The organism is Citrobacter sp. Cm038, from assembly GCF_030333105.1.
In the GTDB taxonomy this organism is placed as follows: Bacteria; Pseudomonadota; Gammaproteobacteria; order Enterobacterales; family Enterobacteriaceae; genus Citrobacter; species Citrobacter murliniae.
The window spans coordinates 140,265-157,473 of record NZ_JAOWGO010000025.1; the positions used below are offsets into that span (position 1 = coordinate 140,265).

General features: G+C 51.2%; 15 protein-coding genes. 5 read left to right on the forward strand and 10 right to left on the reverse strand.

The genetic code is table 11. From position 1 onward, the window contains the following. Positions 1 to 12 precede the first annotated feature (12 nt). From OGY01_RS20210 to OGY01_RS20225, 4 genes are all read left to right on the forward strand, one after another. Entirely contained in the window at positions 13 to 1,434 is a 1,422-nt protein-coding gene (locus OGY01_RS20210) for a DASS family sodium-coupled anion symporter (protein WP_048221798.1), read from the forward strand. A 178-nt stretch (positions 1,435 to 1,612) separates the two neighbouring features. After that, positions 1,613 to 3,763, forward strand: coding sequence for an ATP-dependent DNA helicase DinG (gene dinG, locus OGY01_RS20215; RefSeq protein WP_200010651.1), 2,151 nt, complete (start codon positions 1,613 to 1,615; stop codon positions 3,761 to 3,763). Positions 3,764 to 3,792: 29 nt separating this feature from the next. Further along, a complete protein-coding gene (gene ybiB / locus OGY01_RS20220) occupies positions 3,793 to 4,761 on the forward strand; it encodes a DNA-binding protein YbiB (protein ID WP_045441178.1) in 969 nt (322 codons plus the stop codon). Between the two features lie 163 nt (positions 4,762 to 4,924). Then, complete coding sequence (locus OGY01_RS20225; RefSeq protein WP_200041974.1) at positions 4,925 to 6,010, forward strand: malate/lactate/ureidoglycolate dehydrogenase; 1,086 nt, start codon at positions 4,925 to 4,927, stop codon at positions 6,008 to 6,010. A 98-nt stretch (positions 6,011 to 6,108) separates the two neighbouring features. Here OGY01_RS20225 and ybiJ read toward each other — a convergent pair whose 3' ends face one another. The 5 genes from ybiJ to mcbA form a co-directional block, all read right to left on the reverse strand. Beyond that, on the reverse strand, positions 6,109 to 6,369 hold the full coding sequence (gene ybiJ / locus OGY01_RS20230) for a DUF1471 family protein YbiJ (RefSeq protein ID WP_045441180.1): 261 nt from the start codon (positions 6,367 to 6,369) through the stop codon (positions 6,109 to 6,111). Positions 6,370 to 6,670: 301 nt separating this feature from the next. Beyond that, the gene (locus tag OGY01_RS20235) at positions 6,671 to 6,937 is read right to left on the reverse strand and encodes a DksA/TraR family C4-type zinc finger protein (RefSeq protein WP_048221795.1); all 267 of its coding nucleotides are present in this window, start codon (positions 6,935 to 6,937) and stop codon (positions 6,671 to 6,673) included. 76 nt (positions 6,938 to 7,013) lie between these two features. Next, entirely contained in the window at positions 7,014 to 7,691 is a 678-nt protein-coding gene (ybiX, locus tag OGY01_RS20240) for a PKHD-type hydroxylase YbiX (protein WP_045441182.1), read from the reverse strand. A 43-nt stretch (positions 7,692 to 7,734) separates the two neighbouring features. After that, on the reverse strand, positions 7,735 to 10,020 hold the full coding sequence (locus OGY01_RS20245; protein WP_225760682.1) for a catecholate siderophore receptor Fiu: 2,286 nt from the start codon (positions 10,018 to 10,020) through the stop codon (positions 7,735 to 7,737). 292 nt (positions 10,021 to 10,312) lie between these two features. After that, positions 10,313 to 10,573, reverse strand: a complete 261-nt coding sequence (gene mcbA, locus OGY01_RS20250) for a DUF1471 family periplasmic protein McbA (protein WP_045441183.1) — start codon at positions 10,571 to 10,573, stop codon at positions 10,313 to 10,315. A gap of 219 nt (positions 10,574 to 10,792) precedes the next feature. Here mcbA and rlmF point away from each other — a divergent pair, with 219 nt between their 5' ends. Further along, positions 10,793 to 11,719, forward strand: a complete 927-nt coding sequence (gene rlmF / locus OGY01_RS20255) for a 23S rRNA (adenine(1618)-N(6))-methyltransferase RlmF (protein WP_048221794.1) — start codon at positions 10,793 to 10,795, stop codon at positions 11,717 to 11,719. On the opposite strand, the gene ybiO is transcribed toward rlmF, so the two are convergent. The 5 genes from ybiO to dps all read right to left on the reverse strand — a co-directional run bounded on the left by ybiO (position 11,716) and on the right by dps (position 17,192). Continuing rightward, positions 11,716 to 13,950, reverse strand: coding sequence for a mechanosensitive channel protein (ybiO, locus tag OGY01_RS20260; protein WP_045441185.1), 2,235 nt, complete (start codon positions 13,948 to 13,950; stop codon positions 11,716 to 11,718). The two genes, rlmF and ybiO, sit on opposite strands and share 4 nt — an antisense overlap. 117 nt (positions 13,951 to 14,067) lie before the next feature. Next, positions 14,068 to 14,790 (reverse strand): glutamine ABC transporter ATP-binding protein GlnQ, encoded by a 723-nt coding sequence (gene glnQ / locus OGY01_RS20265; protein WP_045441186.1) that lies wholly within the window; start codon positions 14,788 to 14,790, stop codon positions 14,068 to 14,070. Beyond that, positions 14,787 to 15,446, reverse strand: coding sequence for a glutamine ABC transporter permease GlnP (glnP, locus tag OGY01_RS20270; RefSeq protein ID WP_003035248.1), 660 nt, complete (start codon positions 15,444 to 15,446; stop codon positions 14,787 to 14,789). Before glnP ends, glnQ begins: the two co-directional genes overlap by 4 nt. A 130-nt stretch (positions 15,447 to 15,576) precedes the next feature. Further along, positions 15,577 to 16,323, reverse strand: a complete 747-nt coding sequence (gene glnH / locus OGY01_RS20275) for a glutamine ABC transporter substrate-binding protein GlnH (protein ID WP_045441187.1) — start codon at positions 16,321 to 16,323, stop codon at positions 15,577 to 15,579. A gap of 365 nt (positions 16,324 to 16,688) precedes the next feature. Beyond that, positions 16,689 to 17,192 carry a DNA starvation/stationary phase protection protein Dps gene (gene dps / locus OGY01_RS20280; RefSeq protein ID WP_045441188.1) on the reverse strand — a complete coding sequence of 168 codons (504 nt, stop codon included), beginning with the start codon at positions 17,190 to 17,192 and terminating at the stop codon, positions 16,689 to 16,691. Positions 17,193 to 17,209 lie beyond the last annotated feature (17 nt).

A 17,209-nucleotide genomic window follows, 5' to 3' on the forward strand; every position in this document is an offset into this window, starting at 1 on the left:
AAGGATATTTTTATGTCAACGAATTCTGTCACGGGAAAATCCATTCTGTCATTCCTGATACCGCTGGCGATTGGCGGAATCATTTGGTTTTATCCCGTACCTGAGGGGCTGACGCCTCAGGCCTGGCATATGTTTGCTATTTTTGCCGCCACTATTGCCGCCATTTTGACCCAACCGCTCCCTTCGGGGGCGGTCATGTTGATTGCGCTTTGCGTGGTGATTTTTACCAAAACGTTGCCAGAGGCGAAAGCGCTTTCCGGGTTCGCTTCCGGCACGGTATGGCTCATCTTCTGCGCCTATGTCCTTTCTCTGGGGTTTGTCACCTCGGGTCTGGGGAAACGTATTGCGTATAAGATGCTGTCGCTTTTTGGCGGTAGCAGTCTGGGTATCGCCTACTCGCTGGGGGTTTCCGATCTGATTATGGCCCCGGCAATGCCGTCGGTGACCGCGCGTTCCGGGGGGATTATTTTCCCTATCACGCGTTCAATTAATGATGTGCTGGGCTCGGCTCCTGGGGTAACGGGCAAACGTATTGGCGATTTCTTAACCATGGTGTGCTTTCAGTTTACGCCGATTACCGGGGCGATATTTCTCACCGGGATGGCGGCGAATCCGCTGGTGGCGAGCCTGGCGAAATCCTCATTAGGCGTTGAGATAACCTGGGGCGGGTGGTTTGTTTCCGCAGTGGTCCCGGCGATGGTTTGTTTTTGCCTGATGCCGCTATTGGTTTATAAGTTGCTGGATCCTGAGCTTAAGCGTACGCCAGAGGCAAAAGCGATGGGTAAGCAGGCGCTGGGGGAACTCGGCGCGATGAGCAGCAACGAGAAAAAAGTCGCTTTCGGCTTTGTGCTGGCGTTGGTTGGCTGGGGCACCAGTTTGATCACAGGATTGTCTGCGACATCAGTCGGACTGGGATTGGCTGCTTATCTGTTCGCCTCGGGCGCCGTGAGCTGGAAAAGCCTGCTCAATGACCATGCGGCCTGGGATACGGTGATCTGGTTTAGCGTCATTATCAGCCTCGCAACCGGGCTTGCCGATCTGGGCTTCATTAAATGGATGACGATCAAACTGGGTAGCGGTATTCAGGGATTTGGCGCGATAGAGTCCTTTATTATGTTGGGGATCCTCTATATTTACGTCCATTATCTCTTTGCAACCGCGACCGGACATGTAGCGGCGCTGTACGCACCTTTTGCGGCCACCGCGATCGCAGCAGGCGCACCGCCGATGATGGTGGCTATTTGCTTCGGTATTTTCAGCAATCTGATGTGGGGTAATACGGAGTATGGCGGCGGACCTGGCCCAATCTATTTTGCGCAAGGTTATTTTGAACGACCGCGCTTTTACAAAATCAACCTCTGCGTGGTGACGGTGAATGTGATTATCATTTTTGCCGTGGGTATGCTGTGGTGGAAGCTACTGGGATACTATTAACCGATACGCTTATTCGGCCTGCAATATGTATAAATGCAGGCCGGATAAGGCGTAAGCCGACATCCGGCAAAGTGAACCCGAGTTGCGAAGCGCTTTCCAGTATGGGGGGAAAAAGGTACATCCAGCGCCTGAAATGTGCCACAATAGTGGCTGTTTATACAGTATTTCAGGTTTTCTCATGGCATTAACTGCTGCGCTAAAAGCGCAAATTGCCGCCTGGTATAAGGCGCTTCAGGAACAGATCCCCGACTTTATTCCCCGTGCACCACAGCGGCAGATGATTGCTGATGTCGCTAAAACGCTGACTGGAGAAGAAGGGCGGCATCTGGCGATTGAAGCACCGACTGGCGTAGGGAAAACGTTATCGTACCTGATCCCCGGTATTGCCATTGCGCGTGAAGAACAAAAAACGCTGGTGGTCAGCACCGCCAACGTTGCGTTGCAGGATCAAATCTACAGTAAAGATCTGCCGCTGCTGCGAAAAATTATCCCTGATCTGCGTTTTACCGCTGCCTTTGGTCGCGGACGCTATGTCTGTCCACGAAATTTAGCTGCATTAGCCAGTACCGAACCTAATCAGCAGGATCTGCTGGCGTTCCTCGACGATGAACTGACGCCAAATAACCAGGAAGAACAAAAGCGCTGTGCCAGGCTGAAAGGCGATCTCGACAGCTACAAGTGGGACGGGCTTCGCGACCATACGGATATCGCCATTGACGACGGACTCTGGCAGCGTCTGAGCACCGATAAAGCCAGTTGTCTGAACCGTAACTGTCACTACTATCGTGAATGTCCATTTTTTGTTGCCCGCCGGGAAATTCAGGAAGCTGAAGTGGTGGTGGCGAACCACGCACTGGTGATGGCGGCTATGGAAAGCGAGGCCGTTTTACCGGAACCGAAAAACCTGTTGTTGGTTCTTGATGAAGGTCACCACTTGCCAGATGTTGCACGCGATGCGCTGGAAATGAGTGCGGAAATTACGGCACCCTGGTATCGACTCCAGTTGGATCTGTTCAGCAAATTAGTCGGTACCTGCCTGGAGCAGTTCCGTCCGAAAACCACGCCACCGCTGGCTAATCCTGAGCGGCTGAACGCCCACTGCGAAGAACTGTACGAACTGATCGCTTCATTAAACAACATTCTCAATCTGTATCTGCCCGCCACGCAGGAGGCCGAACACCGCTTTGCAATGGGCGAGTTGCCTGCGGAAGTGATGGAAATTTGTCAGCGTCTGGCGAAGCTGACGGAAATGTTGCGCGGTCTGGCGGAACTGTTCCTCAACGATCTCAGCGAAAAAACCGGCAGCCACGATATCGTGCGTCTGCACCGGGTCATTTTGCAGATGAATCGGGCGCTGGGCATGTTTGAAGCGCAAAGCAAACTGTGGCGGCTGGCGTCGCTTGCGCAATCATCAGGTGCGCCGGTGACTAAATGGGTGACGCGCGATGTGCGTGACGGACAGATCCATGTCTGGTTCCACTGCGTGGGGATCCGCGTCAGCGATCAGCTTGAACGGCTGCTGTGGCGCAGCGTACCGCATATTATTGTCACTTCAGCTACCTTACGCTCGCTCAACAGTTTCTCGCGCCTGCAGGAAATGAGCGGCCTGAAAGAAAAAGCAGGAGACAGGTTTGTCGCGCTCGATTCACCGTTTAATCATGTCGAGCAAGGCAAGATCGTTATTCCTCAGATGCGCTATGAGCCATTGATTGATAATGAAGAGCAGCATATAGCGGAAATGGCGGCCTATTTTCGCGAGCAACTGGAAAGCAAAAAACATCAGGGCATGCTGGTGCTGTTTGCCAGCGGGCGCGCGATGCAGCGTTTTCTTGAGCATGTGACCGATCTGCGCCTGTTGTTGCTGGTACAGGGCGATCAACCGCGTTATCGTCTGGTGGAGCTGCACCGTAAGCGAGTGGAAAGCGGTGAACGTAGCGTGCTGGTTGGCTTACAGTCTTTCGCCGAAGGCTTAGATTTGAAAGGCGAGTTGCTGACTCAGGTGCATATCCACAAAATTGCGTTTCCACCTATCGACAGCCCGGTGGTGATTACCGAAGGCGAGTGGCTGAAAAGCCTGAATCGTTATCCCTTTGAGGTGCAGAGTTTACCTGCGGCGTCGTTCAATTTGATCCAGCAGGTCGGGCGACTCATTCGTAGCCACGGCTGCTGGGGTGAAGTGGTTATTTATGACAAGCGTTTATTGACCAAAAACTATGGTAAGCGTTTACTGAATGCGTTACCCATTTTTCCTATAGAGCAACCTGCTGTGCCAGACGTTATAGTAAAACCAAAAGAAAAAGCGAAACCCACGCGCCGTCGGCGGCGTTAACGATGTGAGCAACAGGCAAGGAGTTTTCGATGGATTACCGCAAAATCATTAAAGAGATTGGGCGAGGAAAAAATCACGCGCGTGACCTGGACCAGGATACCGCTCGCGGACTGTATACCCACATGTTGAATGGCGACGTGCCCGATCTTGAGATGGGCGGCGTATTAATTGCGCTGCGTATCAAAGGGGAAGGGGAAGCGGAGATGCTCGGTTTTTATGAGGCGATGCAAAACCATACTATTCGTCTGACACCGCCTGTCGCCAAACCCATGCCAATTGTTATTCCCACCTACAACGGTGCGCGTAAGCAGGCGAACCTGACCCCGCTGCTGGCCATTTTGCTGCATAAGCTGGGCTTCCCGGTGGTGGTACACGGTGTCAGTGAGGATCCGACTCGCGTACTGACGGAAACCATTTTTGAACTGCTGGGCATTGCGCCAACGCTGCATGCCGGGCAGGCACAGGCAAAACTGGATGGACATGAGCCGGTGTTTATCCCGGTGAGTGCCTTATGCCCTCCACTGGAGAAGCAGCTGGCGATGCGCTGGCGGATGGGCGTACGCAACAGTGCGCATACGCTGGCGAAATTAGCCACGCCGTTTGCTGAGGACGTTGCGCTGCGCCTTTCCAGTGTTTCGCACCCGGAATATGTGTCGCGGGTGGCGAAATTCTTTGGCGATATCGGGGGGCGTGGCCTGCTGATGCATGGTACGGAAGGTGAAGTGTATGCTAACCCTCAGCGCTGCCCACAGATAAGCTTGATAGACTATTCCGGCGTTCGGGTATTGCAGGACAGGCAGAGTGATATGCCGGACGAGCCGGTGCCATTGCCAGTGGCAAAAGATCCTGAAACAACGGCTCGCTGGATTGAGCGTTGTCTTGCCGGAAGCGAGCCGATACCGGCCTCGTTGAAAATTCAGATGGCGTGCTGCCTGGTGGCAACCGGCGAAGTCGGGACGCTGGCTGAAGGGGTTACCCGCGTCGAACAATGCTTCTGATTATCTGACTCTTCCGACGGGTCGTTGCCTGACCCGTCGGCTCTTCCCCCTTCCTGTAACGTGAAATTTCTGCACGTTTATTGATCTCCTGGTCATCGTGGCGCAGCATAGTTTGTTGAAAAATAAGAAACACAACAAACACGCAACATAACAGGAGATAACAATGAACAGTGGACATCGCTTCCATGTGCCAACGTTGCACGCTTTTATTCAGGCCGTTTTCCGCCAAATGGGAAGCGTTGAGCAAGAAGCGCGACTGGTTGCCGATCATCTGATTGCCGCGAACCTGGCCGGACATGACTCTCACGGTATTGGGATGATCCCAAGCTATATCCGCTCGTTCTCTCAGGGGCATTTGCAGATCAACCGTCATGCGAAAGTGGTGAAAGATGCGGGGGCGGTGATCACGCTTGATGGCGATTGTGCATTTGGTCAGGTGGCAGCGCATGAAGCCATCACGCTGGGTATTGAAAAAGCACGCCAGTACGGTATTGCAGCTGTGGCGCTACATAACTCTCATCATATCGGGCGAATTGGCTACTGGGCGGAGCAGTGTGCGGAAGCGGGTTTTGTCTCTGTTCACTTTGTAAATGTGGTGGGGATTCCGATGGTCGCACCATTTAATGGTCGTGATAGTCGTTTTGGCACCAACCCCTTCTGCGTTGTTTTTCCGCGTAAAAATGCCTTCCCGCTGCTGCTGGACTACGCTACCAGCGCCATTGCCTTCGGAAAAACGCGCGTGGCATGGCATAAAGGGGAGCCGGTTGCAGCGGGATGCCTGATCGATGCTGATGGTGTACCGACCACCGATCCGGCTGTCATGCAGGTTTCGCCGCTTGGGTCGCTACTGACTTTCGCCCAGCACAAGGGCTATGCGCTGGCAGCAATGTGCGAAATCATGGGTGGTGCACTTTCTGGTGGTAAAACAACGCACAAAGAAAGTTTACAGGATAGCGCTGACGCCATTATTAACTGCATGACGACTATCATTATTAACCCGGAATTATTTGGCGCACCGGACTGCGATAATCAGGTTTCGGCCTTTGCTGAATGGGTAAAAGCGTCGCCGCATGCTGAGGATGCGCCCATTCTGTTACCGGGTGAGTGGGAGGTGAAAACCCGTCAGGAGCGACTGGCTCAGGGGATCCCGCTTGACGCCGGAAGCTGGCAGGCTATTTGCGAAGCGGCACAGCAAATAGGCATGTCGGATGCCGTGTTGCAGGAATTCCGTCAACAACTAGAACAGTAGGCAAAAAAAAAGCCCGTCCAGTGACGGACGGGCAAACAAAGGGTAACAAACAGGGTCAATGAGGGTTGGAGCATTGGGTACTACAAAAATTCTGTTGGTTATTTGTAGATAACCGCGGTGCCGCTCATTTTGTCTTTGCCGACAGCGGACGTGATGCTGTAACCACTAGCGCCTGCGGCAGCAGCTTTTTCAGCCAGTTTTGCTTCCAGGCCATCCAGCGTACTGGCACCATCAGCGGATACCACACCAATTTTATTCATGCTTTGTGCCTGGGTTGAAGTAACCGGCTCGGCAGCAAAAGCGCCAAATGACAGGGTAGAGAGGGCGATGGCGGCAACAGCATATTTGATATTTTTCATGATTAATCTCTCGCAGGTTGTTCTGTTAGTCAGTTGTTTTGTTAAGTAGACGTTGTTCTGTCGATGTGAGAAGTATCACGCTTTTTTATGTGAGAGAAAATCGAATAGAATTGACGGCATCCATCAAATAAATTGAATGACAAATAACTTATTGAATATTAATAAATTAGAAGGGGAGATTTACAGTTCTTGCCATTGCACTTTACAGAGAAAGTCTGGACGGCACATTTTGCTACACAGTGTGTGAAAAACCGTGCTCGTAAAGTAAATCGTATGCGCTGAAACTTTCGGTAAAGATAGGTCAACGTAGCTGGCTGTCTTTCGAACCTCTGCGATTATATCCTGAGAAAGCCGAATTATGTGAATCTTTGTCCTGCTGGCAGGTGATGCATAAGCGCACGCCAGGAACGGCCTCACGTCTGGCCTGAGGGATAGGATCACCACATTCCTCACACTCATAAAGACTTTCTCCCGTGGGTAATTCACCCCGGGCGCGGGCAACAGCATCTTCAATAGTATTGTTGATCTGTTCGTTTACCGCGTCGTCATTTGCCCATCCGGATGCCATATATGCCTCCCCATAGTCGGTATACAAATAAGTATAGCGAATGCTATGGGGGAAAAACGACCATCAGGGAGACGCATCAGATTTCGGACCATTCACGCAGCAGGTTATGGTAGAGATTGAGCAAGGAAAGGATCTCTGTGTTTTCTCCATGGCGTGACTTCAGGGACTGGATGTTTTTATCCAGTTCAAAGAGCATTGCGCGTTTTTTATCATCACGGATCATAGACTGGATCCACATAAATGAAGCGACGCGAATGCCGCGAGTGACCGGCGTTACACAATGCAGGCTGCTGGAGGGGTAGAGAACCAGATCGCCTGCCGGGAGCTTCACCGCGTGTTGACCGTAGGTGTCATTCACCAGCAGTTCTCCACCTTCGTAACTGTCGGGATCGCTTAAGAATAAGGTGGCAGACAGATCTGTACGCATCCAGCCGTTTTCCGGGTGACTGCGTACCGCACCATCGACGTGAAAACCGTAAGTTTCGTTGTTCTGATAGCGATTGAACAGCGGAGTTGAAAGTGTTTTTGGCAGTGCAGCGGCAAAGAAAAGCGCGTTGTTGTTAACGGCGTTCTGCACTGCTTGTTGCAATGCTGCATAGCGTTCGTCGCGTGTATCAACCTGTTGGTTATTCTTAACCTGCGCCCCCTGAGCGCCCGTGGTTACGCGGCCATCAACCCACCCTGTGGTGCTCAGTTGTTCGCGAAACCAGGTTACATCCTGCGCCGACAGGATGCCGGGAATGTGGTACATCATTAGTGTCTCTCCTGAGAGTGGGGCTTGCGCCCCACGTAATGGATCAGAAATGCATGTTGGCGGTGAGCAGGAAGGTTCTTGGTTCACCTGGATGGTAACGGTATCCGCTCTTGTTGATTGAGGATACGTAATCGGTATCGAACAGGTTGTAGACGTTCAACTGGAAGTCGAGATTGCGGTTCACTCGGTAACCCAGCTTGGCGTCGGCTACCCAGTACCCTTCGGTATAGGATGGTGTACCCACCGCACCGTCAGAGCCGCGATGCATGCTGCCAACGTAGCGTGCGCCTGCGCCTACGGAAACATCATCAGTGGCCTGATACTGGCTCCACAGCGTGAACGCATGTTCCGGAGTATACGGCAGCGAGGATGAGCCATCCTGGGCAACATCTTTACCGTTGTGCACCGTAGCACGCTGCTGGGTATAACCCCCAATCACCTGCCATGCAGGAGTGATATTACCTGCGACAGAGAGTTCGTACCCTTCAACACGTTTCTCTCCGTACTGGGACCAGGTCCCGTCGTCATTCTGTTCAACTTCGTTCTCAATATCCGTGCGGAAAATCGCTGCGGTTAACAGCAGACGTTTATCCAGTACTTCCCACTTGGTGCCGATCTCGCTGGTTTTCGCTTTTTGCGGTTTGAAGTCGGTACGGTTTGCGCTGTTACCTGTTCCGCTCTGGGCAAGGGCGAAGTTGCTGCCGCCCGGCGGTTGCTGAGAAACGGCGTAGTTAATGTAAACGTTGCCGTTATCGGTCAGATGATAAAGCGCACCGGCTTTCCAGTTCACCAGATTATCTGACTTTGCGGTATCAATGGTGGTGACTGGTGACCCTTTAGCTACCCCTGCCGGGCACGCAACTGCGCCACGACCAGAAGCGCCGCATGCAGTCGCGCTGTCATACTCGGTACGATAATTATCCAGTCGGATACCGCCGTTCAGTTCGATATCACGGGTAATTTGCAGGGTGTCGAAGGCGTAAATGCCGAAGGTGTCAGTCTGACCGTTGGCGTTTGCGCCATTGCGGGACAATCCGCCCAGGTTCACGTTGCTGTTGGGATGGTAAATATTAACCGGTGGAGGCGTGAGTGGAACCAGGCCGTAGTTGGTCTGTGTTTCGCGCGTCAACTCTACGCCAGTGCTGATGTCATGCCCGACAGAGCCGGTATAAAATTTTGAGGTCAGGTTAGTCTGGTTAGTCAGGATCTTATTGCTGACATCTTTGGTATTCGACAGGCGTGACCAGGTCCATGTATCGACGCTGCTGGTCGGTTGCGTAATGTTTGACGCACCACCCATTACCGCAGTCATCAGGTAATCCTGTTTAATACGTGACCAGCGCGTGGTGTTACGAATGGTTGTGCTGTCGTTCAGATCATGCTCAAACCGCATAGTCGCGGTGTCGGTCGTCGAGTCGTCGTAATCTGAGTCGGTACCGTAGAAATTATTTGTATCCACTTTCCCTGAATGGTTCAGGGCGGAAGTCCCTGCAGAAGGCGCAGAGTAGCCCGGCAGACCAATTGTGGGAATGCCTCCGTCTGGTGTGTTGTGCTGGGTGACATGCAGATAGTTCAGGTAAAGTCGATTTTCGGTGCCTAGCCCAAAGGCGATAGATGGGGCAACGCCATAGCGCTCGTTTTTAATGTTATCGCGTCCGGCATCGTGCGTTTTTTCGCCCATCAGATTTAAACGTGCCGCAGTGGTGTCACCGATGACCTGGTTAATGTCAAGCGTACCCCGACGGAACCAGGCGCTGCCTACACTGGCAGACGCATCAATTCCAGAGTCGGTGCGCGGCTGTTTGCTGATCATATTGATAGAGCCGGTTGGTGCGCTGCGACCATAATCGGTACCGGAAGGGCCCTTAATCACTTCAACTTGTTCGGTGTTAAAAGTATCGCGTGTGACGCTACCGATATCACGAACACCGTCAATATAAATGCTGTTTGACGTATCAGCTCCGCGCATATAAACAGCGTCACCGGTGGTGGAGTTTCCGTTTTCACCGGCGAAAAATGCGCCCACACCCGGTACGTTTTTCAGCGCATCGGTCAGATTTGTTGCCCCTTGATCCTTGATAACCTGCTCAGAAATTACCGTCATGGTGCGTGTGGTATCCGCAATCGGACGAGAAAATTTCGGATCGGCAGACTGCGTAGGGGCATACAGCGATGGCTTAGCCGCTTCTACAACCAGCGTATCTTCCTGTTTCTTATCTTGATCACCCGCGGCGACAGCCTGAGCTACCGGAGTCAGGCTAATGCACAACCCGGCAAAAAAGGTGAGGGAGTGAAAACTACTGGACGGCAAATTGCGATTTTTATCCATATTAATGAGTAACTTATTATTTTTTGAGTAGAAGGTTTCACTCATGCGAAGGGACATCTCTGTGGATGTTGTGCCCTGCAGGTCTCGCCGGAATGAAAGATGTAATTGATAATGATTTTGATTAGCATTGCTAATCAGTGCAGCTTTTTAGCATTCATTAATTCAAAAATAAATACATTTATTTACATTGGATTCAAAATTCCAACATGATGGTCACATTTTGTGCGGGTAGTGGTGAGAACATCAAAAAGAAAACTGCATTCAGGGCGAATGCAGTTGAGCTGAGGGTGAGTTACTTATAGATAGTTGCTGTACCATACATCTGGTTTTTGCCGCCAGCAGAATTAACCACAAAGCCTTTTGCGCCTTGCTCCTTCGCTTTTTCCGCTAACTTATCTTCAAGATCGCTCAGGTTGGACGCCCCTGTAGCGGATACTGTGCCGGAAGCCTGTAGTGGACCGGTGGCAGGACTGGTGATGGGCTGTGCAGCAAAAGAAGCAAATGTCATGCCGGTGAGTACGGTAGCGGCAAGTAATGTGAGGCATTTTTTCATGATGATATCCTCTGAGAAACAACAGGTAGTACCTGATAAGTTTAGGACGTCATCACATGACAATTAACGCAAAAAATTGATGTTGAACTGCGCATTTTTTGAACAACTCATTTTGTGTTAATCAGCGCTATACCCTAATTAATTCGAGATTCCCTGTTGTGTGTGTTTACCACTTAGCGTTATGCGGGTATCTTACGCCGCTGTTAAAAGGAGAAAGCTATGCCCCCCCAGAAACCGGGATTACACCCACGAAACCGCCACAATGGCCGTTATGATCTTGCGACTTTATGCCAGGTTACGCCCGAACTGACGCAATTTCTCACCCTTACACCGGGTGGTGAGCAGAGCGTTGATTTCGCGAATCCCCAGGCTGTGAAGGCGCTGAACAAAGCATTGCTGGCACATTATTATGCTGTGGCAAACTGGGATATTCCGCAAGGTTTCCTGTGCCCGCCAGTGCCGGGGCGCGCGGATTACATTCATCATCTGGCCGATCTACTGGGGGAAACGACGGGAACTATTCCTGCCAATGCGAGCGTGCTGGATGTCGGGGTGGGGGCAAACTGTATTTATCCGCTTATCGGCGTGCATGAATATGGCTGGCGATTTACCGGTAGTGAGACCAGTGACGAAGCGTTTAGTAGCGCACAGGCGATCATCAACGCTAACCCTGGGTTAACCCGGGCTATCCGTTTGCGTCGTCAGAAAGATGCGTCGGCTATCTTCACCGGTATTATTCATAAAAATGAACAGTACGAAGCCACGCTTTGCAATCCGCCATTCCACGATTCTGCAGCCTCCGCCCGTGCAGGAAGCGAGCGCAAACGCCGCAATCTGGGGCAGGACAAAGATGATGCGCTGAACTTTGGCGGACAGCAGCAGGAGCTGTGGTGTGAAGGCGGTGAAGTGGCATTCATCAAGAAAATGATCGCTGAAAGCCAGACCTTTGGTCGGCAGGTCATGTGGTTCACAACGCTGGTATCGCGCGGTGAAAATTTGCCACCGCTGTATCATGCGTTAACGGACGCAGGTGCGGTGAAAGTGGTTAAAAAAGAGATGGCCCAGGGGCAAAAGCAGAGTCGCTTTATTGCCTGGACCTTTATGGATAACGATCAGCGCCGACGTTTTATGACGCGTAAACGCTAAATCGTAGGCTCAGTTGGCGGCAGTTGCCCACCGGACTGCGTTGAGCTATTTCCCGGTGCAGGCAGTACCTGATAGGTCTGCACCGGCGCGCGAACATTGGCCAGATCAAAATATTTTTTCACCTGACTGTCGAGCGCGAAACGCACGGTCCATTGCTTCAGCGGTAGTGTGGTAAAGGAGACCCGTAGCGTAAACGCCGTATTCGTTAAGCCGACAATTCCGGCGAACGACGGCTCACCGATGATGAGTCCCCGGATATCCTCCATGCCCATCACAGCGGCGACTGCATCTTTTAGCGCCTGATTGGCTTTATCAGCATCCTCATGGCGGTCAACGTCGTAATTGGCGACTACTGACCCAATCCCCCGCACGAAGTTGGCGAAGGTCGTTATCGAAGACCAGGGGATGATATGGTACGCCCCGGTGTCCTGCCGCACGCCTACCGAGCGAATAGACATGCGCTCAACCGTACCGGTTAACGGACCGATGGTAACTAAATCACCGGTGTTCATACCGTTTTCGAACTGGATAAAAATCCCGGTAATAATGTCTTTCACCAGCGTCTGTGAGCCGAAAGAAATCGCCAGACCCAGTGCACCTGCGCCCGCCAGTAACGGAGCGATATTGACGCCAATTTCTGACAGTACGATCATAATGGTGATAGTGCTGATAATCACCGCCAGCGCGTTGCGAAACAGTGTGAGCAGAGTTCGGGTTCGTGCGCTGGGTAACGGGCGGCCATGAATATCCGATGCCAGTCGGTTTTCAATCAGGCTGGCGAGGATCGTCCAGCCGATGGCGGAGAAAAATAATATCAGCGCAATGCGGATCAGGATATCAACCGTTTTTTCTCCCGCGCCGTAATGCAGCCAGTTCCAGAAATCGAATAGACCCCAGGCATTAAGTAGCAGCATTACCGCAACGCAGACGGTCAGGATCCGCGCAACGCTTAACGCCGTCGACAACCAGCCATTGAGTCGTTTTTGTAGTTCCGGATAGCTGCGTTGGGTGTGTGGCGATAGCGTAATCGTTTTGGCTATCCAGCGGGAGAACATACCGGATACAAACGCCGCAATACCGATAATCACCAGGCTGCGTAGCGTCGCGCCCATCATAAATTTCAGGCTATTGCCTGGATCAAACAGTGAAAAGAAAAACAGCACAATAAAATAAGCACTGGCCAGCCAGTGCCAGACAAGCGCAAAGGCGCGGATAAACAGGCTAAAAAAAGCCAGCGAGCGCTCCGCCAGATTCTGCAAATGCTGTGTTATCTCTTTCTTGTTCCTGAAAATCAGATACAGCGCCCACAGCGTGATACATAACATGATGATAACGTTAGCCATGGCGCCGACCTGCACATTGACCTGATTAGAAATGATGGGAACCGCCACGATAAGTCCATAGCCAATCAGACTGCTTAATGAACTCAGACGCCGATTCCAGTAGCGTGCGCCCGCATCCTGAATGTTGAAGGGGCGTAGTTCTGCCACTGTCGGGCAAAATATCAGGCGCAGAATAGCCTTGAAAAACTCAATCAGCGCGAAAGCATTGAGAAACAAGCTTTGCTGGAAAGCGATGGTACGGCTACCGGCGTTCATTCTGTCACTCAGTATCTGTCCGATAAACAGCGTGAGCGCCAGCAGTAGTAAATCAATGATAAACGCGCCGATGATCATTGCGGGAAGTTGTAGCCAATTGCTGCGTTCGCGGTTTTTCCGCCGCGCCCATTGCCCCATTTTTCGATATAACGGCAACGCACACAGGCGTATCAGCCAGTAAAATCCGAATACCGAAACAGCCAGCATTAAAAAATGGGTCAGGGCATTGGTGAACGTTTGCGAATTAAAAGTTTTATGCGGCGCATCAGTGATGTTGCGATAAAGCTGAGCAAAGCGGCCGGAGAGAGCTTCACCGTAATGACGGCTGATATCAGTAACGTTTTCCAGAACCGTTTTTTCTTCAGTCAGTGTGGGTGGGACGATAGTTGGTACGGGATCGGGAGGAGGCGTTGCCGCGACTTTTCGCAACTGGCCAATCAACTCCTGACGGGAAGCTTCATTCTCCAGAACGTCTGCCAGCGCACCGTAGGCGGCTTTCTTTTGTTCAACGTCAGGTTCAGGCGCTGGTTCTGTTTGTGGGCTGGTGGACGCTGTTGACGTCACACCGGGTATTGTCACCGCCTGAGCCGGGACGCTCAGCAGACAAAAGAAGATGAACAGGATCCACCGCATGACTCCTCCCATGAGAAAAGAAATTCAAAAGGATAAGTATAGATGTCAGTGCGGGAGAAAATTGAAATGAGAGGATTCTGGTGTAGAACCTCCCTTCGGGGAAGGGAGGTATTTGTATCAGGAAACGTGCTGTAAAAATTCCTGCAAACGCTGGCTTGGCGGATTTTCAATCAGAGCTTGCGGATTACCATCTTCAGCAATACGGCCCTTATCAATGAAAATCAGACGAGAGGCCACTTTTTCGGCAAAGCCGATTTCGTGGGTCACAATAACCATCGTCATACCTTCTTCCGCCAGATCCTGCATGACCTTCAATACTTCGTGACGCAGTTCCGGGTCAAGTGCTGAAGTCGGCTCATCGAACAGCATCATTTTCGGCTTCACCGCCAGTGCGCGGGCGATAGCTACGCGCTGCTGCTGACCGCCGGAAAGCTCAGAAGGATAGTGATGAGCACGCTCGGCCAGACCAACTTTCGCTAATAATTCTTTGGCCTGTTTCTCTGCCTGCTCTTTCGTCGCTCCACGTACGCGCAGTGGACCAAACATGACGTTTTCCAGTGCCGTCAGGTGTGGGAAAAGGTAGAACTGCTGGAATACCATTCCCGCTTCCTGGCGGATCAATCGTTCGTCTACCTTCGGGTCATTTACCTTCAGGCCATCGACGATCAGTTCACCCGAGGTGATTTCTTCCAGCTTGTTAATGCAGCGTAGTAGCGTGGATTTACCAGAACCGGAAGGCCCGATAATCACTACCACTTCACCCTGACCAATATTCAGATCAATGTTATGCAGCACCTGGGTTGGGCCAAAATGCTTAGAGACGTTTTTAAATTCAATCACAGGATTTTCATCCTTCTTTCCAGACGACGCAGAATGAAGCTCAGCACCAGCGTAATGATCAGATAGAACACCGCGACGGCGCTCCATATTTCCAGTGCGCGGAAGTTACCAGCAATGATTTCCTGACCCTGACGGGTAAGTTCAGCGACGCCAATGACAATAAACAGCGAAGTATCTTTGATACTGATGATCCACTGGTTACCCAACGGTGGCAGCATACGACGCAGTGCGAGAGGTAAAATAACGTGGCGAATGGTCTCAGTACGTGAGAGGCCAAGCGCCAGTCCAGCTTCGCTGAAGCCTTTATGGATTGAGAGTACCGCGCCGCGCGTGATTTCCGCGATGTAGGCCCCTGAGTTAATCATGATGGTGACAACGGCGGCGCTGAAGGGATCAATACGCAAGTCATTAAACGCCATTGGCAGGGCGAAGTAGATAAACATCACCTGTACGACGATCGGCGTACCGCGGATGACTTCGATAAAGACCAGCGCAACGTGGTTGGCAATCCAACCTCCGAAGGTACGCGCAAATCCCGCTGCTAGTCCGATGATCAGACCGCCTGCCAGACCGAGGACCGAAATCCACAGGGTCATTTTGGCGCCTTCTATCAAAAGCGGAATGGCGGGCCAGATGGCACTCCAGTCAAACTGCATATGTCGTTCCTGTTACCGTGGTGAAAATATTCAAACAGCCAGCAGTGTCGGATTATCCGACCTGGGGCCAAAACGTAGGCCCGGTATGCGTAAGTGCTACCGGGCTCGACGAGCCGATGTTCAGGCTGTTTTATTTAGGTTCAGTACCGAACCATTTTTTGTAGATTTCGTTATAGGTGCCGTTTTCACGCAGTGTTTTCAGCGCACCGTTTACCTTCTCACGCAGTTCGTCGCTGCCTTTCGGGAAGGCGATACCGTACTGTTGGGCTTCCAGAGAGTCGCCTACAGCTTTGAACTGGCCATTACCCGCGGTTTTGATAAAGTAAAGAATATTTGGTGTATCGTGCAGTACTGCATCTGCGCGATTTGTACCCAGTTCCATATATGCGTTATCGATGTTCGGGAACTGACGCAGATCTTTGGTTTTAATGTTCGCTTTCGCGTAATCCACTGAACCGGTGCCGCTCTTCACTGCAACGACTTTACCATCCAGATCTTTCACGCTTTTCACGTCGTTATTGTTTGCTTTAACCATCACTAACAGACCGCTTTTGTAGTAGCCGTCAGAGAAGTCGATCGCTTTTTTACGTTCTTCGGTGATGGTGATACCAGCCAGAGCCAAATCGATATTTTTGGTTTGCAGCGCCGGGATGATGCCGCTGAAATCCATAGGTTTCAGTTCATAATCCAGCTTCAGTTCTTTAGCTACGGCAGCCCACAGATCCACATCAAAACCAACGTATTTATCACCTTGTTTAAACTCAAATGGAACAAAGGCGGTGTCGGTTGCGACAACGAGTTTCTTATCCGCGGCATGAGATGACACCGCAAAAGCCAGGGTAAGTGCAGCCAGTGAAACTTTAAATACAGACTTCATAGCATTTCCTTTTATATCCACGGGGCGATCCCCTGTGAGAGCTTAAAACGTAATGAAAAAATCGTGCCAGTTTTGCAACTTATTGTTTTAAAAAGGAGGCCTTTCGTTTTACTGCACAATAAGTAAGGCAATGCTGGTGATTTGCACCGTTTCGGGGCACTGATTTGGTGCATGAATAGTGCAGTACAAACGGTATGACTATTTAGCGTAAAAATTGTAGATAAAACAATCTTTCGTTAACGATTGTGTGAGGTGATTATTACAAATATTTTACTTTGAAGTGACGAACGATCAATGTTGTGCACCATAAAAGTGCAAAACCCCCGCGGGAGCGAGGGTGTTATAGGGAATACTTATGACAGTTATTATTCGATGTTAGCTTCGATAAACCACAGGAATTTGTCGAGATCGCGTGATGCTGCTGTAAAGATATCGGCAGTATCTTCGTCTTTTGCTTCGTTAATAGCTTTACGCACGCTGTTAGCGACCACGGCATAACGTTCGGCCAGCTCTTTTAAGTGATCCTGAACGCTGTGGATGTCCAGCGGATAGCTTTTCAGTGACGTTTTGCTGTTAATTACCTGCGTTGTACCCAGTGCAACACCGCCCAGCTGTACGGCGCGCTCAGCCATGGTATCAAGGTGGTCGGTTAGCGCAGTACGGAAGCCATCGAGCATTTCATGTACGGCAATAAAATTGGCACCGCGCATATTCCAGTGAGCCTGTTTAGTGATGAGTGACAGGTCGATGAACTGGATCACCTGCTGATTCAACAGCTCCACAGTAGCTTTTTTATCACTGTCGGATACATCGTTGCGGGTATAAAGGAGAGTGGATGCTTTTGTTTTTACCAGTTTTGCGGTAGTCATAATTTCATATCCTCTTG